Here is a 21639-nt window from a genome sequence, read left to right as displayed (position 1 = left end):
CGTCCATCCGCGCCGGCGTGGCACGCAGCCGCCACGCCGGCGCTTTTCGTTTCAGCAAGGCGGTTCGGCGCTCAGCGCGCTGTCAGGAACGCCCGAAGCTCGCGCTGGAAGGCTTCCGGCTCGTCCAGCATGATGAAATGGTAGGAATTGGGTACCCGCCGCACCACAGCATGCGGCGCGCCGGCATAGGACATGGCATAGAAGCCGGTCATCTGCTCCTCGGTCACCGGCGCGTTGGGCGGCCGCACCCAGAGCACGGTGAACGGCACCCGGATGCGCGCGACCTCCGGGCGAAGATCGGTGACGATCAGGTCATACATGGCCTGGGCGCCGACCACGGGATCGCTGGTCATGCCCTGCTCGACGAGAGCCGGCCGTTCCGATTCAGTGCGGGCCATGGAGGCGATCGTCTGCTCGATGCGCTGGCGCCTCGCCGCGCCCTGGCTGCTCGCCATGCCGGCCCGCATCTGCTCGGCCATCGGACGGATGCTGTCCGGCGTCGCGCCCGGGCCGCCGAACATCGCCGCCATGAACGGCATCATGTCGACGACCATCACCCGCCCGGCGAGTTCGGGATGGCGGCCGGCGACCATCATCGCCCAGCTGCCGCCCATCGAATGGCCGACCAAGGCGGGCCGGTTCAACCTTTGTTCGCGAATGTAGCGCGCGATCTCCTCGGCGACCGGAGCAACCACCGGTCCGCTCGCATTGGCCCCGGCCGGCCGGCCGGCGAAGCCGGAGACATGGACGAGATGGTAGCGATAGCCGGGCACCGCGGCGACCGTGCTCGCCCACACATCGGGCGACGAAGTGAGGCCGGGGATCAGGATCACGTCCGGCCCCGAGCCTTGCACCCTCACCCCGATCCGTTCGCTGGTGAAGGTTCCTTGCGCGGCGGCGGGCGCGGCGATCAGCAGAAGCAGCAAGGCGAACGCGCGAATCATGACCTTCTCCCCGTAGATGGCGCGCGTCTGGCTCGCCTCCGCCCGTATTACAACGCTAATACAGTTAGCGAATCCCCTGCGTGTAGGTGGCGCAGACCTGCGGGTTGCCGCCACCGTTGAAGCCCCGCATCAGCGCCTCCTGGCGCTGCGCCGCGCTGCCATGGGTGAAGCTCTCCGGCACCACCGCGCCGCCGCCGGCGCGCTGCAGCGTGTCGTCGCCGATCGCCGAGGCGGCGCGCAGCCCCTCCTCCATGTCGCCCGGCTCGAGCGCGACCCGCTCGCGCGCCGCCCAGACGCCGGCATAGCAATCGGCCTGCAATTCCATCCGGACCTGAAGCGCGTTCGATTCGCTCTCGCCGACGGCGCGCTGGGCGCGGCGGATCTGATCGGACGTGCCGGTGATGGTCTGGACGTGATGGCCGACCTCGTGCGCGATCACATAGGCCTGAGCGAAGTCGCCCGGGGCGGAGAAGCGCCGCTCCAGCTCCTGGAAGAAGCTGGTGTCGAGATAGATGCGATGGTCGGCGGGGCAGTAGAACGGCCCCATCTGCGCGTTGGCGGCGCCGCAGCCGGAGCGGCCACCGCCGGTATAGAGCACCATCCGCGGCACCTCATATTGCCGGCCCGTCTCGCGGAACATCTCGGTCCAGCGCTCCTCGGTCGAGCGCAGCACCTGGCAGGAGAAACGGGTGATCGGATCGGACTGGCAGACATTGCCGGTCTGCGCCTGCGGCTGGCCCGGCTGCTGCGCCGGCCCGGCGACGCGGTCGCCGCCGCCGGTCAGGCTGCCCAGCCCGCCGAAGATCAGGAACAGGACGATGAGGACGAGGACGCCGCCGATCCCGAAGCGGCTGGCGACCAGGCTGATCAGCATGCCCGCGCCGCCGCCGAGGCCACCACCGCCGCCCCCCGAATACTGGCCGCGCTGGCTCTCGACGTTGTCGCTGGTCTGGCGATCCCCGAAGCGCATGGCGGCATTCTCCCTCAAGAGACCGGACGGTTGCCAAGCACGCCGCCGCTGGTCAGAGCAGACTTAATCTCCAGACACTCGAAAGGCCAATGATGTTCCTTCAAGGCAAGACTGCGCTCGTCACCGGTTCCACCTCCGGAATCGGCCTCGCCATCGCCCGCGCGCTCGCCGGTGAGGGGACGCGCGTCATCCTGAACGGCTTCGGCGCGGCGGACGAGATCGCTCGATTGTGCGACGAGCTCAACGCGACCCATTCGGGCGCCGACCTCACCGATCCGGCGGCGATCGAGGCGATGATGGCCGAGGCGGGCCCGATCGACATCCTGGTCAACAATGCCGGCACCCAGCATGTCGCGCCGGTCGACGCCTTCCTGCCGGAGAAATGGGACCTGATCATCGCGCTCAACCTGAGCGCCGCCTTCCACACCACCCGCTTGGCCTTGCCGACGATGAAGGCGAAGGGCTGGGGCCGGGTGATCAACACCGCCTCGGCGCACAGCCTCGTCGCGTCCCCGAACAAGTCGGCCTATGTCGCCGCCAAGCATGGCATCGCCGGCTTCACCAAGACGGTCGCGCTCGAGGTCGCCCGGGCCGGCGTGACGGTGAATTGCATCAGCCCCGGCTATGTCTGGACCTCCCTGGTCGAGAACCAGATCCCGGACACCATGGCGTCGCGCGGCCTGACCCGCGAGCAGGTGATCAACGACGTCATGCTCGCCGCCCAGCCGACCAAGCAGTTCGTCACCGTCGATCAGGTCGCCGCGCTCGCCCTCTTCCTCTGCCGCGACGAGGCGGCCAGCATCACCGGCGCGAACCTCAGCATGGACGGCGGCTGGACGGCCGCCTGACGCCTACTGGCTGTACAGCTCCGAAATGTTCAGCCGGGCGTTGCGCAAGGTCGCGCTGCCATAGGTGCCGACCCAGATTTCGTAGCGACCGCTCTGCGGCGTCTCGAAGCGGATCGAGGGGTTGAGGCCGCGCGTGCCGCCGTCGTCGTCGCAATACCATTCGCCGTCCGGGCCATTGACGACCAAAGTCGTGTCGGCGCTCGAATCGACCGAGATGTAGAGCGGCAGCGTCCCGGCCGTGTAGTTGAGCCGCACGTCCGGGGCGTTGGTGATGAAGCCGCGGCAGTTCGCGTTGAGCCGGCCGACATCGATATCGCCGCCGGACTGGAGCGGGATGACATGCGGATCGGGCAGGAAGCCGGAGCGGAGGCTGACCGTCCCGTAATTGGGCTCCCCATTGACGTCCTGCGCGACGGCGGCGGGAACGGCCGCGCAGCCGATGGCGGCGGCAGTGAAGACGGCGAGCGTGCGTGCGATATCCATGACGAACCCCCTTGATCTGAACCGAGCCCAGGACGCCGAGGCGCCCATGCCGGTCGTGCAATGAAACAGGGCCGGGCGCAACGGCTTCCGCGCGCCCTTGCCGGGCGCGGCCGTTCTGGCGCAAGGATTGGCGATGGCCGCTTTGCTCCTCGCCGCCGCGCTCGCGGCCCAGCCCTGCGCCGCGCAAGGCGAGGCGACGCCGGCTCAGCCGGCGCCATTCGTTCGCGATGCGCCGCCCGCATGCCTGCCGGCGCGGCCCAACTGGCGCCGGATCGCGACCGAGGCGGACCGGCGCCGGCTGCGCGACTGGCGCGACGCCTGGGTCGAGGCGCTGGCCCAGGCGCGCGGCGAAGGTCACGAGGCGGCGATCGCCGCCGAAGGTGCGCTGCTCGATCCCGACCTCGCCGTCGACGACCCGGCTCTGCCGCCGGGCGACTATCTCTGCCGCACGATCAAGCTGGGCAGCCGCGAGCCGGGCCTCGTTCCGTCCTTCTCCGCGGAAGCGGCGGCGCCCTGCCGGGTCGGCGCGATCGATGCGCGGATGACCTTCGCCCGACTCGGCGGCGGGCAGCGGCCGATCGGCCGGCTCTATCCGGACAATGAGCTGAGGCTCGTCTTCCTCGGCACGCTCCAGCTCACCGACGAGGCGCGCGCCTATCAGTATGGCGTCGACCGCGACCGCGACCTGATCGGCCTGGTCCAGCGGATCGGCGAGCGGCGCTGGCGCCTCGTATTGCCCCGCCCGGCCCATGAATCCCTGCTCGACGTGATCGAGCTCACACCCCGCCGATGAGGAGCCCGCGATGCCGCGCAAACTGCTTGCCGCCCTGCTGTCGGCCGCCGCGATGATCGCCGCCGCTCCCCTGGAGGCGCAGGAGCTGCGCACCGCGATCCGCGCCGACATGCCGGCGCTGCTCGACATCTACCGCGACCTGCACGCCAATCCCGAGCTGTCGATGCAGGAGACGCGGAGCGCCGGGATCATGGCGGCGGAGGCGCGGCGGCTGGGCTTCACCGTCACGACCGGGGTCGGCGGGACCGGCATCGTCGCGGTGCTGGAGAACGGGCCGGGGCCGGTGCTGATGCTGCGCGCCGACATGGACGGGCTGCCGATGGAGGAGCGGACCGGCCTCCCCTTCGCCAGCCGCGCGCGCGGCCAGACCCGCGAAGGGCTCGACACCTTCATCGCCCATTCGTGCGGCCACGACACCCATATGACCGCCTGGATCGGCACCGCCCGGCGGCTGGTCGCCCTGCGCGGCCAGTGGTCCGGCACATTGGTGATGATCGCCCAGCCCGGCGAGGAGACGAGCCAGGGCGCGCGGGCGATGCTGGAGGCGGGCCTCTTCACCCGCTTCCCGCGCCCGACCCACGCCATCGCCTTCCACGATTCGGCGACGCTGCCGGCGGGCATGATCGGCTTCTCGCCGGGGCCGGCGCTGGCCAATGTCGACAGCGTCGACATGGTGGTGCGCGGCGTCGGCGGCCATGGCGCCGCGCCGCACACGACGCGCGACCCGATCGTCCTCGGCAGCCGCATCGTCATGGCGCTGCAGACCCTGGTCAGCCGCGAGCTCGACCCGCTCGACAGCGCCGTCGTCACCGTCGGCAGCTTCCAGGCCGGGACCAAGCACAACATCATATCGGACGAGGCGCGGCTGCTGCTCACCGTGCGCAGCTACACGCCCGAGGTGCGCCGGATGCTGCTCGACGGGATCGCCCGCATCGCGCGGGGCGAGGCGATCGCCGCCGGCGTTCCCGACGACCGGATGCCGCAGGTGACGGTGCGCGAGGGTGAATCGACCCCGGCGACATTGAACACCGAAGCGCTGACCCAAAGCATGGCCGCCCGCTTCCGGGCCCATTTCGGCGAGGCGCGGGTCCGCCAGATCCGCCCGGTCATGGCCGGCGAGGATTTCGGCCGCTTCCGGATCGCGCAGCCGGAGCTGCAGAGCCTGATCTTCTGGGTCGGCGGCGTGCCGCAGGCGCGCTACGACGCCGCGCAGCGCGACGGCACCGTCCTGCCCTCGCTGCACAGCCCCTTCTGGGCCCCGGAGCCCGACCCGACGATCTCGACCGCGGTGGAGGCGATGACGGTGGCCGCGCTCGACGTGCTGGCGCGGCGTTAGCGGACGATTTGACCCCGGTGAGCCTGGCGCATTCTCGCCCGATAGGTGTCCGGCACGGAAGAGAAATGCGAGGAGACGTCCAGCGACCGTGACCGATTCTGGTCCGGGGTAGACGGTGCGCCGACGTTTTGAACGTCAACAAGTGTCAGTCCGTTTACAGCGACGCTCACACCGGCATTACCGTCCGGCATTATTTCTAGCCCGAAGGCGGCGAGGACGCTGTCCAGTCTGACCCGGAGCGCGCTGACTTGGGTGAGATCCCGGACATCCTGGCCTAGGACGGTCTGCGGTTCACCGGGCCGCGCTTGATAGGTGAATGTCACCGCATAGAGATCGGTTCCAAGCTCAGCCACGGTCGCCACCGAAGTCGGATCATCGCTCATCCGCCAGTGGCCGCCGCCGGCCTGGATCAATTCCAGGACGGTTCCCGCCCGAAAACGTTCCGGCGGCCGGACGGACAACGCTCGGCATCGGACAGTAACAGAAAGACGAAGATCGTGGATCGGGTCGCCCCGCGCTTCAAGTTCATCCACCCGAGCTCGCAGGGCGTTGAGGTTTCGCTCCGCTTCATCAAGCGCAGCCTGTTGCGCCTGTAGCTGCGCGTTCGCTGCGTTCAGCTCCGCAGGATAATCGCGCGCGCTGCAGCCAAGCAACGCCGCTAGCGTTGCCAAATGAAGAACAGGAATTGCGCGCGCTGATCTCACGATTGTGCTATAATGCCTTTCTGGACCGAAGACATGATGGCTCTTCCGCAACGTGGCGTTCGAGTCCGGCCGGGACGGCGAGCCGTTGCCGGTGCATGTTTGTGCTTGCTGCTGAGCGGCTGTCTGGCCGGTGCCGCCGGTTCCCTGGCGCTGAGAGGCGCAGCGGGGGCAGTGGCGCGCGGCGCTGCCATTCGGGCCGGCGCCTCTCGCGTTCTCGTGTCGGATCCGCTGATCAGCGCTGCTGCGCGAAGAGGCGTGATCAGCGAGACGCTCCAGCAAGTGACCGCCGGCGGAACGCGCACGGCAGCGCTGACAATCGAACGCGGCGGGCTGATCCGCGCCGGCTTCGAACCGATCGCGAGGCTGGAGCTTGGCGGCGGCAGGCTTATCGCCCAAGGTGAAGCCGTAGGCGTGCTCGAAGGCGGTACGATCTACGAATTCGTCAATGGCGGACGAGTGCCGGTTGCCGCGCTGAGGGGCTTCATACCAAGCCGCGGGGTCGCCATCAGCTCCGCAAATGGCACGAGCAGAGTCCACATTCAGCGCAACCTGTTCGTGCAGGTTCTTGAGATCCGGGACGGCTTTTATCGCATCCGTCTGCCGGGCGGGCAGGTGGAGTGGTTGGCCGCTGAGCTGGTCGCCCTCACCATGGTCGCCGCCGCGAACGATGCCGACAATTGCGGCGATTCGCTTGGCCTGCTCATCCGCGCCTCAGGCCAATCGATCGCCTTCGACAATTGCTCGCGCGGCGATGGTTTTCTGCACCTCGAAACCGCCGACGGCATGATGCTGATCGACAACAGCGACGTCGCCGAGATCATTCCAGCGCACCTCGAGGACACGATGGCCCGGGCCGTTCGCTTTACCGGCGGCTATTCTCTTTACGGCAATGCAGAGCGGCTGGGCGATGTCGTGCGCATCGTGGATGAGCGTGGCGGGGTGACCATCGCCGATATACGGCGCATCGAAAATATCACGCGCGGCTGAGCCGCCTAGCCGCCCCACACCCGGCGCAGCGCCGCGTCGCGGCCGCAGCCGCGGCGATAGGCGGCGTAACGCTCGGGATTGCGCCGCGCATAATCCTGGTGATTGAGCGCGGCGCCGTAGAAGCGGCTGGCGGCGCGCACCGGCGTCACCACCCGGCCGCCCAGCTGCCGGTTCGCCTCTGCCACCGCGGCCAGCGCTTCGCGCCTTTGCGCGTCGCCGATCGCGAAGATCGCTGTGCGGTAGACCGGGCCGCGATCGCAAAACTGGCCCCCATCGTCAGTCGGGTCGATCGTCCTCAGGAAGCGGCGGACGAGCTGGGCATAGCTGATCCGCGCGGGATCGAAGACGACGACCACCGCCTCGACATGGCCGGTGCCGCCGGCGCTGGTCTGCTCATAGGTCGGGTTCGCGACGGTGCCGCCGGTGAAGCCGGACACCGCCGAGCTCACGCCCGGCACATGCTCCATGTCATTCTCGGTCGACCAGAAGCAGCCGCCGGCGAAGATCGCGCGTTCGGTCCGGCTGCCCTGCGCGACCGAGGCGCTGGCGAGGGCGGCGGCGATCAGGACGGCGAAGGCGGTGCGAAGCGTCATGGCATTCATCTGGGGGCGCGCGGCAGAAGGTCAACCGGCAGCACCGGCTCCGACAGCAAGCGCCGCATCGCCATCCAACGGACGTACGGCGTCCGGCCCTGCCTCTCGATATGGGCCGCGACCATGTCCCGGCCGAGGCCGTAATTGATCACATAGGCGCGGTAGCGCTCCGTGAAGCGGACCGATTGCTCGGCCCGGGAGCGGGTCATGAGCTGATAGCGCTGGGCGAGGGCGATCGCCTCTTCGCGCGTGATCCGCCCTTCCAGCAGCTCGCGCGCGATCGTGAAGCGCGCGCCGGACAGCGCCTCCATCGCCTGCTGCAGCGCGAGATAGGTGGCCGCGCCTCGCGTCGAAAGGCCGGCGAGCGGGTAAAGCACGCGCGTCTCGAATTGAAGCCGATCGCGGCCCGGGAAGGCGAGCGGAACGCCGTAATTGGCACTGCCCTCGGCGATCAGGCTCTGCGGCGAGTAAAGCGGATAGACCTGATACTCGACCCAGCCGCGGCCGCGCGCGAGAGCCTGCTCCAGCAGCACGTTATAGGCGTGATGGCCGGGATAGCCTTCGTGGCACCCAAGATCGACAGCCCGGCTCAACCGCGCCGGCTGATCGGTGTTGACCTGGATGAGGCTGCGGTAATTGCCCTGATACCAATTGTAGCCGGACCAGGGCTGGTTGGTGACGAACTCCAGCGTGAACGCCTCGTCGCGGGGCAGCGGAAGATAGGCAATGGTTCGCCGCCGGCACTCCGCGATCGCGGCGCGCATCACCGCTTCCAGGCGCTCGCGCGGAATCGTGAAGCGGGCGAGCAAGTCTTCGACCCGCTCCGGCAGCGGCCCGGTGCCCGGCACCAGGCGCTCGATCCGGGCGAGGACCGGGTCGTAGTGTGTGAGCGGGTGGAGCAGCCCTTCCACCTCAACGCCATAGAGCCCGCGCGCCTCCTCGGCGAAGCTCAGCCGCTCGCCGCGCAGCATGCGCAGCCGGTGACTGGCGGCGTTGAGCTGGGCCTCGAGAAAAGCGCCGCGCCGCTGCGAAAGACCTCCGTTCGGCGGCACGGTCCGGAGCCGACCTCTCAGTCCCTCGACGGCACGCGCCAGTTCGTCGAGGCCGCGCGGATTGGCGGTGGCGGCCGCGCGGATTTCGGGCGGGCCGTAATATGCGTCGATATAACCGTCGTCGCGGGCGCCGATCTCGAGCTGGAGCCGGACATAATCGCGCGCGATGGCGTCGAGATCGTCGGATTGGGCCGACGCGGGCGCGCCGAGCAGGCCAAGCAAAAGCATCAGGCCAAGCGCCGCCAGCCGCCGCATCCCTTATCTCCGTCTTCGCCCGGCGCCGCTCTAGCGCGGCGAGGCACGAAGGCGAACCGGAATCTGGCCGGGCGTCGGCTTTCAGCGGGCCTCAGCGCTCGTTGGGCAGCCCTCCTTCCAGCGCCTCCCATTCGCGCGCGGTGCGGCAGATACGCCGGTAGAGTCTGGAGCCGGTGAGCTGGGCGCGGACGCAGATCTGCCGGTCGGCATCGTTCGACGCGGTGGTCTGAGGCACAGCGGCGTCACGCGCCGCGCGGGCATTGTCGTCGCTGGCGCTGGCGGGGACGGACAGGCCGAGCGTGATCGCGCCGGCGACGGACAGCAGGATGGTCTTGCGCATCCCTGGACTCCTTTTCACGAAGCGCCGAAGCGGCGCCTCCGCTGTATTAGGAGAATATAACGTCGCGAGGCACTGACCGGTGCTGCGAACTTGTTGATCGCGCTTGCCGAATCGCTGATCGGCCTTGCGTCAGCGTGCCTGGTCGGCGCGTTTGGTCCTGAGCGTCGGCGGCGCGGCGGCCGGATCGTCCGGCCAGGGATGCCTGGGATAACGGCCGCGCATCTCCTTCGCGACCATGGCCCAGCTGCCGCGCCAGAAGCCGGGCAGGTCGCGCGTCGTCTGGATCGGCCGTCCGGCCGGCGAGGTGAGCGAGAGGACGAGCGGAACGCCGCCAACCGTCGGATGCTCCGCAATCCCGAACAGCGCCTGCACCCGGACGGTGACGGTCGGCCCGGCCTCGGCGTCATAGTCGATCGGGTGGCGGCTGCCGGCCGGGGTTTCGAAGTGGCTGGGCGCGATGCGCTCCACCTCTTGCCGGCCGGGCCAGCCCAACCGTGCCTCCAGCGCCGCGGTCAGCGCGCCGGCATCGATCCCGTCCAGCCGCCGAAGGCCGGCGAGCAGCGGCGGCAGCCACTGATCGAGATCGGCGATGAACGCCGGGTCGGAGAGATCGGGAAGCGACGATTCGTGCCGCCGCGCGAAGCCGGCCCGAACGCGCAGCGACCGCGCCGCCTCGCCCCATGGCAGCAAATCGACGCCGTACGTGCGCACGCCGTCCAGCAATGCCGCCTCGATCGCGGCCGGCTCAGCGCGGCTGTCCTGCCCGCCGGACAGGGTGATCGCCCCGAGACGGCGGCCATGACTGGCGCGAACGGCACCGGTGGCGGGATCGAAATCGACCTTCGCGCCTGTCTCGATCCGCACGACAAACAGCGATTCGACGGCTTCCTGATCGATCGGCGCGGCGGCGAGGATACGCGCGCCGCCGGCCGCGCCGCTCACCTCGGCGACCGCCAGCCAGGCATTGCGGGCGAGCGGATCGGCCGGATCGAGCCGGAAGCCGCGCCCGCCAACGCTGAGCCAGTCCGCGCCGGTCGCGTCGCGCCGCCTCGCCACCCGATCCGGGAAGGCGAGCGCGACGCAGGCGCCGATTTCGCCACCGGCAGCGACGAGCTTCGCCGCAGACGCGCTGGTGAGCTTGAGCCAGTTGCGCGCCAATCCCCGCGCGGCCTTGGCCCGCCTGCCCTTATCGCCGCGCCAGCGGCGCAGGCGCAGCTCCAGATCGGCGTCACTGCCGCCCAGCCCACGTTCCGACAGCAGCACAGCGACCTCGGCCGCCGTCACGCCCCAGCCCCGCGCTTCGGCTTCGATCATCATATGGGCGAGGCGGGGCGGGAGCGGCAAGGCGGCGATGGCCCGCCCATGCGCTGTGGGCCTGCCCGCCTCGTCGATCGCGCCCAACGAGGCCAGCCGCCGGCGCGCCTCCGTCACCGCCGCCTCAGGCGGCGGATCGAGCCAGCGCAGGGCGCGCGGATCGGCGACGCCCCAGAGCGCGCAATCGAGCAGCAGCGCCGACAGGTCCGCCTCCAGGATTTCCGGTGGATCGAAGCGCGGCGGGCTTGCCGTCGCGGCCGCTTCCCACAAGCGATAGACGGCGCCCGGCGCCTGCCGTCCCGCGCGGCCGGCGCGCTGCGCGACCGCAGCCTGACTGGCCCGCTCCGTCACCAGTCGCGTGAGGCCGGCGGCACGGTCGTAGCGCGGCCGCCGCGCGAGCCCGGAATCGACGACGATCCGCACCCCGTCCAGGGTCAGGCTGGTCTCGGCGATCGAGGTCGCGAGCACGATCTTGCGCCGGCCGGGCGGCGCGGCGCGGATCGCGGCGCGCTGCGCGGCGGGGTCGAGCGTCCCGTGCAGGCGATGCAAGTCCACGTCCGGCGGCAGATTCAGCCGCTCCGCCGTCCGCTCGATCTCGGCGACGCCGGGCAGGAAGGCCAGCAGGTCGCCCGGCCGCTCGGCAAAAGCGCGGCGGATCGCGCTCGCCATCGCCGCCTCGATCCGCGCTTCGGCGGCGCGGCCGAGATGGACGATCTCGACCGAATGCGCCCTGCCTTCGCTCTCGACCACCGGCGCATCGTTCATCAGGGTTCCGAAGCGGGCACCGTCGAGCGTCGCCGACATGACGAGAAGCCTGAGGTCCGGCCGCAATCCCGACTGCGCGTCGATCGCCAGCGCGAGGCCGAAATCGCCGTCGAGGCTGCGCTCGTGCGCCTCGTCGAACAAGACGGCGGAGACGCCCTTCAGCTCGGGATTGGATTGAAGGCGGGAGAGGAAAATCCCTTCGGTCAGCACCGTGATTCGCGTCCGCGCCGATCTTTTGCTGTCGAGCCGGGTCGCATAGCCGATCAGCCCGCCGGCAGTTTCGCCAGCCAGTTCCGCCATCCGCTCCGCCGCCGCCCGCGCGGCGAGTCGGCGCGGCGAGAGCAGCAGGATCTCGCCAGTGCACCACGGCTCGCCGAGCAGGGCCGGCGCCACCGCCGTCGTCTTGCCCGCCCCCGGCGGCGCGACCAGAACAGCGTTCGACCCCTCGCGCAGCGCCGCGAGCAGCGCGGGGAGGACGGAGGCAATGGGGAGCGCGCTCACGCGGCCTCCTTAGCCTTTGTAAGAAGCCGTTAAAGCCCCGCTGCTAAGGTGCCGCGCGCATCAAGGAACACGCATGACCGCACCCTTTCTGTCGCTCGCTGCCGAGCTCAAGGCGAAGGCCGCTCTCGCGCCCGCCGATATCCTGTCGCTGCGTCGGATTTGCTGGCCCGACGGCCGGGTCGATCCGGCCGAGGCGGAAGCGATCTTCGACCTCAACGAAGGGCTGAAGTCAGCGAATCGCGAATGGGTCGAATTCTTCGTCGAGGCGATGAGCGACTATGTCGTTCACCAGGCGGCGCCGGCCGGCTATGTCGACGACGCCAAGGCGCGCTGGCTGATCGCGCGGATCGACCAAGACGGCCGCGTCGATTCCCTTGGCGAGCTCGAATTGCTCGTCAAAGTCCTCGAAGATGCGACCAATGTGCCCGATGGCCTGAAAGATTACGCGTTGTCGCAAATCGAAGCGGCCGTGCTGACCGGCGCGGGGCCGACGCGCGATGGCGAGGCCCTCGAGCCCGGCTCCGTCAACGCCGCCGAAGCGAGGTTGTTGCGGCGCATCCTGTTTGCCCAGGCCGGGGATGGTCCGGCCTGCATCAGCCGCGCCGAGGCCGACATGCTGTTCCGTATCAAGGATCTGTCGCTCGGCGCGGTCAACGCGCCCGAATGGGACAAATTGTTCGTGCAGGCGGTCGGCAACCATCTGATGGCCTATAACAGCTATCGCCCGCTCGCCCGCGACGAGGCGGCGCGGCTCGAAGCGTTCGTGGACGACAACCAGCCGCATATCGGCGGCTTCTTCCGCCGAATGGCCGCCGCGGGGCTTTCGGGTTTCTCAGCCGCCGCCGCGGCCGGCCCGTCGGAGCCGGATCGCGCCGCGCTTCAGGCTGCCGCGCGGGCGATCGATCCGGCCGAGGCCGACTGGCTGAGGGCGCGCCTCGCCGCCCAGCCGGACCTCGATCCGCTTGAGGCCGCCTTGCTGAGCTTCATCGCCGAAGAGAGCGGGCAGCGGCTGGACTAATAAGCGCGCTGGATCGCGAACTCGACCGTCTCGACCAGCGCCGCCTTGGCCCGGCCGGCCGGAAAGGCGCCGAGCGCGTCGATTGCCCGCCGGCCGAACAGGCGCGCCCGTTCCAGCGTGTCGGCGAGCGCGCCCGTCTCTTCGAGCAGGTCGGTCGCGCGGGCGAGGTCGGGCTCGGCCGCGCCGCCGGCGATCGCCTCGCGCCAGAAGGTGCGGTCCGTCTCGCTCCCACGCGCATAAGCGAGGATGACGGGCAGCGTCACCTTGCCGTCCCTGAGGTCGTCGCCGACCCTTTTGCCCATCGTCGCCGCGTCGGAGGAATAGTCGATCGCATCGTCGACGAGCTGGAACGCGATGCCGAGGTTGCGGCCATAAGCGTCGAGCGCGGCCTCGGCTTCCTCCTCGCGCTCGGCGACCACCGCCGCGATCCGGCAGGCGGCGGCGAACAGGGCCGCCGTCTTGGCCGAGATGATCTCAAGATAATGGTCCTCGCCGGTGTCGATCCGGCGCTGGGCGGTGAGCTGGCTGACCTCGCCTTCGGCGATCACGCTCGACGCCCGCGACAGGATCTTGAGCACCTTCAGCGAACCATCCTCGACCATCAACTCGAAGGCGCGGCTGAACAGGAAGTCGCCGACCAGCACGCTCGCCGGATTGCCCCAGATCATGTTCGCGGTGCGCCGGCCGCGCCTGAGGCCGGAGCCATCGACCACGTCGTCGTGGAGCAAGGTGGCGGTGTGGATGAACTCGACCGCGGCGGCGAGCCTGTGATGCCGCGCGCCCTGGTAATCGACCAGGGCAGCGCAGGCGAGCGTCAGCATCGGCCGCATTCGCTTGCCGCCGCCGGCGATGAGGTGGCCGGCAAGCTCCGGGATCAAGGCCACCTCGCTCTGCATCCGCTCCAGGATCACTGCATTGACCTTGTTCAAGTCGGCGGCGACGAGCTGGACGATCGGATCGAGGGACGGCGCGGCACCAGGTCGCAGGGGGTGAACGGTCGCGGTCATGCGTTGGCGCCGATGCGCGTCCCGCCGCGCAAACGCAAGGGTCAGGCCGCCTTGGGCAGCTTCAGCCGGGCGAGCAGGCCGCCCAGATCCTCGCTCTCCTCCAGCGCGATCGAGCCGCCGTAGATCTGGGCGACATCGCGGACGATGGCGAGGCCGAGGCCGGTACCGGGCTTGCCGGAGTCGAGCCGGGCGCCGCGATCGAAGATCGTCTCGCGCTCGCTTTCCGGAATGCCGGCGCCGTCGTCCTCGACCTCGATCTCCGCCCATTCGGGCGTGGCGTTCACGGTCACGAAGACCCGGCCCTGGCCATATTTGGCGGCGTTCTCGATCAGATTGCCGAGCAGCTCGTCGAGATCCTGCCGCTCGACCCGCGCCTCCGCTTGCTTGTCGCCGGCGATGTCGATGGTGACGTTCTCGTAGAGCCGGCTCACCGCGCGCTCGACCGATTCGAGGCTTGGCCAGACGGCGCTGCGCGCCTGCGCGCTGGAGCGCCGGCCGATCGCCCGCGCCCGAGCGAGATGATGGTCGACCTGGCGCCGCATCACCCGCGATTCGCGGATCACCGTATCGGCGAGATCGGGCGCGTGCGCGGTGGCGGCGTTGTTGACCACGGTGAGCGGGGTCTTCAGCGCATGGGCGAGGTTGCCGGCATGGCGCCGCGCTTCCTCCGCCTGCGTCTCATTATGCTCGAGCAGTTCATTGAGCTCCTCGGTAAGAGGCTGAATCTCGGCCGGCAGCCGTTCGTCGATCCGTGACTTCTGGCCGGATCGCACCGCCGCGATCGCGCGCCGCATCTTCCGGAGCGGCCATAGCCCGTAGATCGCCTGCAGGGCGGCGAGGATGATCAGGCCAAGGCCGAGGACGCCGAAGGACTGGATCAGGGTGTTGCGGATGACCCCGATCTGCTCGTCGAGCAGCTCGCGATTCTGGGCGACCTGAAAGCGCCAGCGGATCGGCGACCCGGGCATGCGCACGTCGCGCTCGATGATCCTCAGCGCTTCGCCGGGGAACTCGGCGCTGTCATAATAATGGGCCTCGCCATCGTCATGGCCTTGCGGCGTCAGCCGCCGGTCCCAGAGCGAGCGCGAGCGGAAGGGCTCGAACCCCTGGCCGCTGACTTGATAATAGAGGCCGGAATAAGGCTCCAGGAAGCGCTGGTCGGCAGGCTCGCGGGCGTACAGCACCTCGCCTTCCGGGCCGATCTCGGCCGAGGCGATCATCGAGGTCAGCACGAACTCGAGCTGGGCGTCGAAATTCTCGGTCACCGCCGAGGTCAGCAACCGATCGAGCGCATAGGCGCCGACCGAAAGCAAAAGCCCGATCCACAGCGCCGCGATGCCGATCATCCGCCGGGTGAGCGAGCCCGACGAGCGCCGCTCGGCGCGGCGGACCCAGAAGCGGCGGAGTGAGGGGAGCTTCAGCTTCATGCCAATCCGTCACTCCCGCGAAAGCGGGAGTCCATGCGACTGGAGAGCCGCGCCGGACTCAGTATGGATTCCCGCCTTCGCGGGAATGACGAAAAAGGGCTGAACGCCTCATGACGCGCGCGGCTCGTCGAGCGAATAGCCGAGGCCGCGGATCGTGGTGATCACGTCGGGGCCGAGCTTCTTGCGGATGCGAGTGACGAAGACTTCGATGGTGTTAGAATCCCGATCAAAATCCTGGTCGTAGATATGCTCGATCAGCTCGGTACGGCTCACCACCTTGCCCTTGTGGTGCATCAGGTAGGACAGGAGCTTATATTCCTGCGCGGTCAGCTTCACCGGCTCGCCGTCCAGCGTCACCTTGCCGGAGCGGGTGTCGAGCCGCACGTCGCCGGCGATCAGTTCGGACGAGGCATTGCCGGAGGCGCGGCGGATCAGGGCGCGCAACCGCGCGATCAGCTCCTCGGTCTGGAACGGCTTGGCGAGATAATCGTCGGCGCCGGCGTCGAGCCCCGCCACCTTGTCCGACCAGCTGTCGCGCGCGGTCAGGACAAGAACCGGGACCTTCATCCCCTCCTTGCGCCAGCGGTCGAGCACGGTGAGCCCGTCCACCTCGGGCAAGCCGAGATCGAGGATGATCGCGTCATAGGTCTCGGTCGAGCCCAGATAGTGGCCGTCCTCGCCGTCGGTGGCGAGATCGATCGCATAGCCCGCGCCCTCCAGCGTCGCGCGCAGCTGCCGCCCCAGATTGGGTTCGTCCTCGACGATCAGCACCCGCATAGACATTCCCTTCCCTGGCGCCCGAGGGCGCGAAGCCGTTCAGATGGAGATAGCAGCGAGCGCCGTCCAGCGCCATGCCGGGCGCGACGCGCTATTGGCGGCCGACCACCCGGCCGGTGCGCGCGTCGACGTCGATCCAGATCATCTCGGAGCCGCGCATGAACTTCAGGCGATAGATGCGCCCGTCGAACTCGACGCCGATGAACCTCGCACCCGGCACGTTGATCCGCGCCCGGATTTCGCCGAGCGGCAGGATCTCGCCCTGATTCATCGCTCGATAAGCCTGGTCCTGTTCGCCGCCGCGCGTCGCGCCCAGCCGCTGCGCGACAGCAGGCGCCGCGCAGGCGAGAACAAGCAGGACGAGCAACAGCGGACGCATGGCGGGAACGGTTTGGCCTTTCGCGGGAGAATCGCAAGCCACAATAGCCGAAGCCATTGAATAGGCCATGAATAGGGCGGTAGGCTGGGCTTAACCTATCGGGGGATCGCGATGCGTCTGATGCGTTTGGCAGGCTGGGCCGCGCTGTTGCTGGCGACGCTCGCGGTCCAGCCGTCGGGCTTCGCCCAGGATGTCGCCCGGATGGAGCGGGTGCCGGACCGTCAGCCGGGCGAGGGTGAGGGGCCATACCGCCGCCTCGTCATCCGCAACGCGACCCTGGTCGACGGCAGCGGGGCGCCGCCGCGGGGCCCCGTCGACATCGTCGTCGCGGGCAACCGGATCGAGAGCATCCGCTCCGCCGGAAACCCCGGCCTGCCGCAGCCGCAGAATCGCCCGCCGGGCGACGCCGATCGCGAGATCGACGCCGCCGGCATGACGGTGCTGCCCGGCTTCGTCGACGTCCATGGCCACAATGGCGATCCCGACAAGGCGCCGAACGCGACCTATGGCTACCGGCTCTGGCTGGCGCACGGCGTCACCACGGTGCGCGGCGTCGGCCTTTACGGCGGCGCGGGCGACATGTCGCTCGCCGACCGGCAGCGCAGCCGCGACAACAGCATCGTCGCGCCCCGCCTGTTCGCTTATGTCGTGATCGGGGATGTCTGGACCGGCGGCCCAGTGAACAGCCCGGAACGGGCGCGGGCCTTCGTCCGCTGGGCCGCGCAGGCCGGCTATGACGGGATCAAGTTCTTCAACAGCGAGCCGCCGGCGGTGCTCGAAGCGGCGCTCGCCGAGGCCCGCGCGCAGCGGCTCGGCACTGTCGCCCATCTCGGCCAGGGCGGCGTCGCCGAGGTCAATGCCGATCGCGCCGCGGCGCTGGGGCTGGGCGGTGTCACCCATTTCTACGGTCATTTCGAATCCCTGCTGCGCGACCGGCGCCTCCCCTCCTACCCGCCCGACTACAACATGGCCGACGAGCAATGGCGGTTCGGCCAGGTGGCGCGCCTCGCCGACCAGATCGTGACGCCGGGAAGCCCGGAATGGCGCGCCTATCTCGAGCGGCTGCGCGAGCGGGGCGTCTTCATGTCGCCGACCTTCAACATCTATTCCGCCGGCCGCGACGTGATGCGCGCGCGCACCGCCGAATGGCACGAGCGCTATACGCTGCCGTCGCTGCAACGCTTCTTCCAGCCAAGCCGGGTCCATCACGGCTCTTATTTCTGGGACTGGACGACCGCCGACGAGATCGCCTGGCGGCGCTTCTACACGCCCTGGATGCGGCTGGTGAACGACTACAAGAATATGGGCGGGCGGGTCACGGTCGGCTCCGACCCCGGCTATATCTACCAGACCTGGGGCTTCTCTTACGTCCAGGAGCTGGAGATGCTGCAGGAAGCGGGCTTCTCGCCGCTGGAGGTCATCCAGGCGGCCACGATCAACGGCGCCCGCGAGCTCGTCGAGCCGACGGGCCGTGAACCCGAATTCGGCATCGTGCGCGCCGGCATGCTCGCCGATCTGGTCATCGTCCCCGGCAACCCGCTCGCCAACCTCAAGCTGCTCTACGGCACCGGCCATATGCGGCTGAACGCCCAGACGCAGCAGGTCGAGCGGATCGGCGGCGTCCGCTGGACGATCAAGGACGGCATCGTCTACGACGCCCCCGTACTGCTCGCCAGCGTCGAGCGGATGGTGGCCGAAGCGCGGGCGCGGGAAGCGGCGGCGCGCTGATCAGCCCGCGACCCGCGCCGGCAGCACCCGCGGATTCCGCAGCACGGCCGCCGAGAACAAGGCGACGATCAGGCCGACCGGGAAAATCTCCAGGAAGGTCACCGGAATGCGGATCAGCGGGTTGCCATAGTTGTCCCGCATCCACTGAAATTCGGCCATCTCGGCCGCGACCTCGCTGGCCGATTTGCCCTGCGCCTCGAGCCCGCGCGCCATCGCGGCAAGGAACTCGTCCATGAAGCGATAACCGGTCGCGGCGAGATAGATTTCCCAGACCAGGATGTAGGCCAGCGCCGCCACCACGGCGATGCCGAGGCCCATGCCGAGCGCCGGCATGAAGCGGATCGCCCCGCCCTTCTCGACGTCGCGATAGCGCTTCACGCCCATGAAGACGAAGCTCAGCGCCACCAGCATGACGAGATAGCCGAACCACATCGTGCTGAAGATGCTGTTCTCCGGCCCGAGCGCCAGCCCCGCGGTGATCGTGCCGACGATGACGAGACCCGACAGCAGGCCGTAGATCAGGGCATATTTCATGGGTCCGCTCCCGTTGATCGCGCGCCGCAGCTAAGCGGACCGAACCGGCCCCGGCTATCGCCCTGATGGGTGATTCCGTCGCTTTCGCCCGTTCGGATCATGGGATCAGCGCCAGCCGCCGCGCCTCCTCGACCGCCTGGATGCGCCGGTCGACGTCGAGCTTTTCATAGACCCGCGCGACATGGGTCTTCACCGTGTTGGGCGAGATGCCCAGCGCCCGCGCCAGCTCCTTGTTCGAGGCGCCCGAGGCGAGCATTTCGAGAATCTCGCATTCGCGCGGGGACAGGCCGAGCGAGCGGATCGCCGCCTCGTTGCGGACGAACGCGCGCGGCCGCGGCGAGGGGGTCAGCCGGCGGCCGAGCCAGAGGCCGAGCGCGATGAAACCGAGCGCGATCAGCCCGACATAGATTTCCGTCGGCAGCACCCGCGCCGCATGGCGGTAGCGCAGCCATTCCAGCCCCACGGCCGCGACCGCCAAGGCCAGCGCATAGATCAGGATCGTCCGCCACATGCCCGGAAGCTGCCAGAAACGGGCGCGCCCGGCCAGCATCGGGTCAACGCCGCGCGGTCGCCTCTCGGATCAGGCGGCGGGCCTCTTCGATCGCCCGGGCCAGCTCAAGCGTCATGGCGATCAGGATGCTCGGTCGCATGTCTCTCCCGTGACAATGCGAATATGTCGAAGTCGCTCAGGGCGTCGGTGTCAGGGCCGGGCGGAGCGCCTCTGCCTGGCGGCGCACCCATTGCTCGACCTGCGGGCTCGGCAGCAGGCCCTGCCGGTCGGCGGTATAGGTGACGCCCTCCAGCACGCGGGCATAGGGGCCGAAGCCGGTCACCCGATAAGGCAGCACGATCAGCTGACCGCCGTCGCGCGCGGCTTCGGCCGCGATCGCGCGAATGCGTGCCTCCGAGGCGGCCCGGCGCTCCGGCCAGTCCTCGCGCAGCGTCTCGACAACGACCCGGCGGAACGGTGCATGGGTCCGCAGCGCGGCGGCCCGCGCGTCGATCTCGCGAATCCAGCGCTCGTTTTCCGCATCGTCCTCGGGACCATGAGCGAGGACCAATATGGTCTCGCGTCGCGGATCGCGGCTCAACGGCCGGACCCGCTCGACCAGCACCGCGCCCATCTCGGCCGCGTTCGCCAGGCCTTCGTCGCTCAGCGCGAAGCGGGAATTGGAATCGATCCGCCACAGCGACATGTCGTGGCCTCCATGGCCGCCATGGGCATCGCCCTGGGGCCGCGGCGGAGCGCCGGGGCGAAGCCCCAGAATCTGCTCGGTGCGCTCGCGCCAGCTTTCGCCGCTGATGAATAGCCGGACGACCGCAATCCGCCGCACGCCCCGCGCCTCGAGCCGCCGCACCGCCTCCTGGATCGTGTCCGGCGAGGCCATGCCGAAGGCGATTTCCAGATGATGATCGCGCCGCACCGGCTCCAGCATCGCCTCGACCTGGCCGTTCCAGGCCGGGCCGCCGCCATGCGCCATGACGAGGATGCCGAAATCGCCCTGGGGCTGCGCCGCGGCCGGCGCCGCGAACAACAGCAGGGCGGCAAGCATCGTGCCGATCAAGCGGATCATGCCAAATCTCCTCAGAAACGGATGGAAAGCGAGGCGCGGACATTGCGCCCCGGCTGGGTGTAAGCATCGGTGACGGTCGAGGTCGCCAGCAGGCCGACAACGTCGCCCCAATAAGCGTAGCTCTCGTCGAAAATATTGAACAGGCCGGCGCGCAGCGTGAAATTCTCGCTGATCCGCCAGAAGGCGGTGAGATCGACCACCGTCGAGGCGTCGGGCCGGAAGCAGGCGGACGTCCCGCAGACGCCGGTGGTCCGATCGAGCGGCTTGCGCGCGGCATGAGTGACATAGGCCTGGGCGCCGAGCCGCCCCGCCGGATCGCGCCAGCCCGCGCCGACCACGAGGCGCAGCGGATCGATGCTCGAGAGCGGCGATTCCGTGCCGTTCGGCTGGATCATGTCGCCGCTCGCCCAGGCGAAGGCGGCGTCGGCGTTGAAGCCGTTCGGCAGAACGATCGCCAGCCGCCCCTCGATCCCCTCGATCTCGACCCGGTCGAGATTGACGAACTGGAAGACCGCCGGATTGCCGGGCGTGAAATTGCCGCCGACCTGCTGCTGGCTGATGAAATCGTCGTAGCGGCCGACGAAGCCGGTGAGCTGGGCCGAGACGATGCCACGGTTGAAGCGGATGCCGGCCTCGAACGTCTCGCTCGTCTCCGGGCCGAGATCCGAGTTCGGGATCGAGGTATAGCCCTGCGCCGGGTTGGCGAAGAACTGGTTCACCTGGGTCGGCGAGGGCGCCCTGAAACCCTGGGCGTAGTTTCCATAGAGGCTGAAGCCGCCGCCGAGCCGGCCGACGATGCCGAGGCGCGGCGTGAGGCGCGAGCCGTCCTGGCGCGCGACGGCAAAGCCGGGCAGCAATGGCTCGTTCTCAGGATCGAGGCTGTAATGGTCGAAGCGCAGCGCCGGGTGGAGGGTGACATGGCCGCCGGGCAGCTGGATCTCGTCGCCGACGAAGAGGCCGGCGAGGGTGAAATCGGTCACCGGGAAGGCGCGGGCCGGGAAGGTCTCGCCGAACGGCGGCACGGTGCCGTCGCGAATGCCCTCCTGCCGGGTCTCGGAAATGTCGCCGCCGAAGACGAGATTGTGCCGGAAGGCGCCGGTCGCGAAGGTCGAGCGCGCCTCCGCGCTGGCGCCGATCACGCGATTGTCGAACGTGTTGATCCGGCTGCGGTCGGCGGCGGTGCTGCGGTCCTCGAAGGCGGACTGGCGATTGTCGCTCTCCTGCCAATAGACGGCGGCCTGGGCGAAATCGATCATGCCCTCGCCCTCGTAGCGCCAGTCGAGGCTGACCCGACGGCGCTCGATCGTATC

The 21639-nt window shown here is 69.2% G+C and carries 22 protein-coding genes; 6 read left to right on the top strand and 16 right to left on the bottom strand.

The window, feature by feature from the left end:
• Positions 1 to 71 precede the first annotated feature (71 nt).
• Positions 72 to 944 carry an alpha/beta fold hydrolase gene (locus tag ACT4N3_RS03290; RefSeq protein ID WP_444853778.1) on the bottom strand — a complete coding sequence of 291 codons (873 nt, stop codon included), beginning with the start codon at positions 942 to 944 and terminating at the stop codon, positions 72 to 74.
• Between the two features lie 64 nt (positions 945 to 1008).
• Positions 1009 to 1914 (bottom strand): KPN_02809 family neutral zinc metallopeptidase, encoded by a 906-nt coding sequence (ypfJ, locus tag ACT4N3_RS03285; RefSeq protein WP_444853777.1) that lies wholly within the window; start codon positions 1912 to 1914, stop codon positions 1009 to 1011.
• A 92-nt stretch (positions 1915 to 2006) separates the two neighbouring features.
• On the opposite strand from ypfJ, the gene ACT4N3_RS03280 reads away from it, so the two are divergent.
• Entirely contained in the window at positions 2007 to 2762 is a 756-nt protein-coding gene (locus tag ACT4N3_RS03280; RefSeq protein WP_444853776.1) for a 3-hydroxybutyrate dehydrogenase, read from the top strand.
• Between the two features lie 3 nt (positions 2763 to 2765).
• Here the strand turns inward: ACT4N3_RS03280 and ACT4N3_RS03275 are convergent, their stop codons facing one another.
• On the bottom strand, positions 2766 to 3245 hold the full coding sequence (locus ACT4N3_RS03275) for a hypothetical protein (protein WP_444853775.1): 480 nt from the start codon (positions 3243 to 3245) through the stop codon (positions 2766 to 2768).
• 133 nt (positions 3246 to 3378) lie between these two features.
• On the opposite strand from ACT4N3_RS03275, the gene ACT4N3_RS03270 reads away from it, so the two are divergent.
• Positions 3379 to 4038 (top strand): DUF4893 domain-containing protein, encoded by a 660-nt coding sequence (locus tag ACT4N3_RS03270; RefSeq protein ID WP_444853774.1) that lies wholly within the window; start codon positions 3379 to 3381, stop codon positions 4036 to 4038.
• Between the two features lie 10 nt (positions 4039 to 4048).
• The gene (locus tag ACT4N3_RS03265; protein WP_444853773.1) at positions 4049 to 5374 is read left to right on the top strand and encodes an amidohydrolase; all 1326 of its coding nucleotides are present in this window, start codon (positions 4049 to 4051) and stop codon (positions 5372 to 5374) included.
• Here ACT4N3_RS03265 and ACT4N3_RS03260 read toward each other — a convergent pair.
• Positions 5371 to 6078 (bottom strand): hypothetical protein, encoded by a 708-nt coding sequence (locus tag ACT4N3_RS03260; protein ID WP_444853772.1) that lies wholly within the window; start codon positions 6076 to 6078, stop codon positions 5371 to 5373. The two genes, ACT4N3_RS03265 and ACT4N3_RS03260, sit on opposite strands and share 4 nt — an antisense overlap.
• Positions 6079 to 6294: 216 nt before the next feature.
• On the opposite strand from ACT4N3_RS03260, the gene ACT4N3_RS03255 reads away from it, so the two are divergent.
• Positions 6295 to 7065: a hypothetical protein gene (locus ACT4N3_RS03255; protein ID WP_444853771.1), complete on the top strand. Its 771-nt coding sequence runs from the start codon at positions 6295 to 6297 to the stop codon at positions 7063 to 7065.
• 5 nt (positions 7066 to 7070) lie between these two features.
• On the opposite strand, the gene msrA is transcribed toward ACT4N3_RS03255, so the two are convergent.
• From msrA to hrpB, 4 genes are all read right to left on the bottom strand, one after another.
• Positions 7071 to 7658 (bottom strand): peptide-methionine (S)-S-oxide reductase MsrA, encoded by a 588-nt coding sequence (gene msrA, locus ACT4N3_RS03250; RefSeq protein WP_444853770.1) that lies wholly within the window; start codon positions 7656 to 7658, stop codon positions 7071 to 7073.
• 5 nt (positions 7659 to 7663) lie between these two features.
• A complete protein-coding gene (locus tag ACT4N3_RS03245) occupies positions 7664 to 8965 on the bottom strand; it encodes a hypothetical protein (RefSeq protein ID WP_444853769.1) in 1302 nt (433 codons plus the stop codon).
• Positions 8966 to 9056: 91 nt separating this feature from the next.
• Positions 9057 to 9305, bottom strand: a complete 249-nt coding sequence (locus ACT4N3_RS03240; RefSeq protein WP_444853768.1) for a hypothetical protein — start codon at positions 9303 to 9305, stop codon at positions 9057 to 9059.
• Positions 9306 to 9434: 129 nt separating this feature from the next.
• Positions 9435 to 11885, bottom strand: coding sequence for an ATP-dependent helicase HrpB (gene hrpB, locus ACT4N3_RS03235; protein ID WP_444853767.1), 2451 nt, complete (start codon positions 11883 to 11885; stop codon positions 9435 to 9437).
• 73 nt (positions 11886 to 11958) lie between these two features.
• Here hrpB and ACT4N3_RS03230 point away from each other — a divergent pair, with 73 nt between their 5' ends.
• The gene (locus ACT4N3_RS03230) at positions 11959 to 12903 is read left to right on the top strand and encodes a hypothetical protein (RefSeq protein WP_444853766.1); all 945 of its coding nucleotides are present in this window, start codon (positions 11959 to 11961) and stop codon (positions 12901 to 12903) included.
• Here ACT4N3_RS03230 and ACT4N3_RS03225 read toward each other — a convergent pair.
• The 4 genes from ACT4N3_RS03225 to ACT4N3_RS03210 all read right to left on the bottom strand — a co-directional run bounded on the left by ACT4N3_RS03225 (position 12900) and on the right by ACT4N3_RS03210 (position 16493).
• Positions 12900 to 13910: a polyprenyl synthetase family protein gene (locus tag ACT4N3_RS03225; RefSeq protein ID WP_444853765.1), complete on the bottom strand. Its 1011-nt coding sequence runs from the start codon at positions 13908 to 13910 to the stop codon at positions 12900 to 12902. The genes ACT4N3_RS03230 and ACT4N3_RS03225 overlap by 4 nt on opposite strands.
• Positions 13911 to 13951: 41 nt before the next feature.
• The gene (locus ACT4N3_RS03220; RefSeq protein WP_444853830.1) at positions 13952 to 15256 is read right to left on the bottom strand and encodes a sensor histidine kinase; all 1305 of its coding nucleotides are present in this window, start codon (positions 15254 to 15256) and stop codon (positions 13952 to 13954) included.
• A 189-nt stretch (positions 15257 to 15445) separates the two neighbouring features.
• A complete protein-coding gene (locus ACT4N3_RS03215) occupies positions 15446 to 16114 on the bottom strand; it encodes a response regulator transcription factor (RefSeq protein ID WP_444853764.1) in 669 nt (222 codons plus the stop codon).
• Between the two features lie 91 nt (positions 16115 to 16205).
• Positions 16206 to 16493 (bottom strand): PepSY domain-containing protein, encoded by a 288-nt coding sequence (locus ACT4N3_RS03210; RefSeq protein WP_444853763.1) that lies wholly within the window; start codon positions 16491 to 16493, stop codon positions 16206 to 16208.
• 111 nt (positions 16494 to 16604) lie between these two features.
• Between ACT4N3_RS03210 and ACT4N3_RS03205 the strand changes: the two genes are divergently transcribed.
• Positions 16605 to 18221 (top strand): amidohydrolase family protein, encoded by a 1617-nt coding sequence (locus tag ACT4N3_RS03205; RefSeq protein WP_444853762.1) that lies wholly within the window; start codon positions 16605 to 16607, stop codon positions 18219 to 18221.
• Here the strand turns inward: ACT4N3_RS03205 and ACT4N3_RS03200 are convergent, their stop codons facing one another.
• The 4 genes from ACT4N3_RS03200 to ACT4N3_RS03185 all read right to left on the bottom strand — a co-directional run.
• Positions 18222 to 18755, bottom strand: a complete 534-nt coding sequence (locus tag ACT4N3_RS03200) for a DUF4199 domain-containing protein (RefSeq protein ID WP_444853761.1) — start codon at positions 18753 to 18755, stop codon at positions 18222 to 18224.
• Between the two features lie 97 nt (positions 18756 to 18852).
• Positions 18853 to 19305, bottom strand: a complete 453-nt coding sequence (locus ACT4N3_RS03195; RefSeq protein ID WP_444853760.1) for a response regulator transcription factor — start codon at positions 19303 to 19305, stop codon at positions 18853 to 18855.
• Between the two features lie 136 nt (positions 19306 to 19441).
• Positions 19442 to 20329, bottom strand: coding sequence for a hypothetical protein (locus ACT4N3_RS03190; protein WP_444853759.1), 888 nt, complete (start codon positions 20327 to 20329; stop codon positions 19442 to 19444).
• Between the two features lie 11 nt (positions 20330 to 20340).
• Positions 20341 to 21639 (bottom strand): TonB-dependent receptor domain-containing protein (locus ACT4N3_RS03185; protein ID WP_444853758.1); only part of this gene is annotated, 1299 nt, incomplete at its 5' end.

The organism is Sphingosinicella sp. (genome assembly GCF_052388015.1).
GTDB lineage: Bacteria > Pseudomonadota > Alphaproteobacteria > Sphingomonadales > Sphingomonadaceae > Allosphingosinicella.
This window is presented reverse-complemented; position numbering and strand designations above follow the sequence as displayed.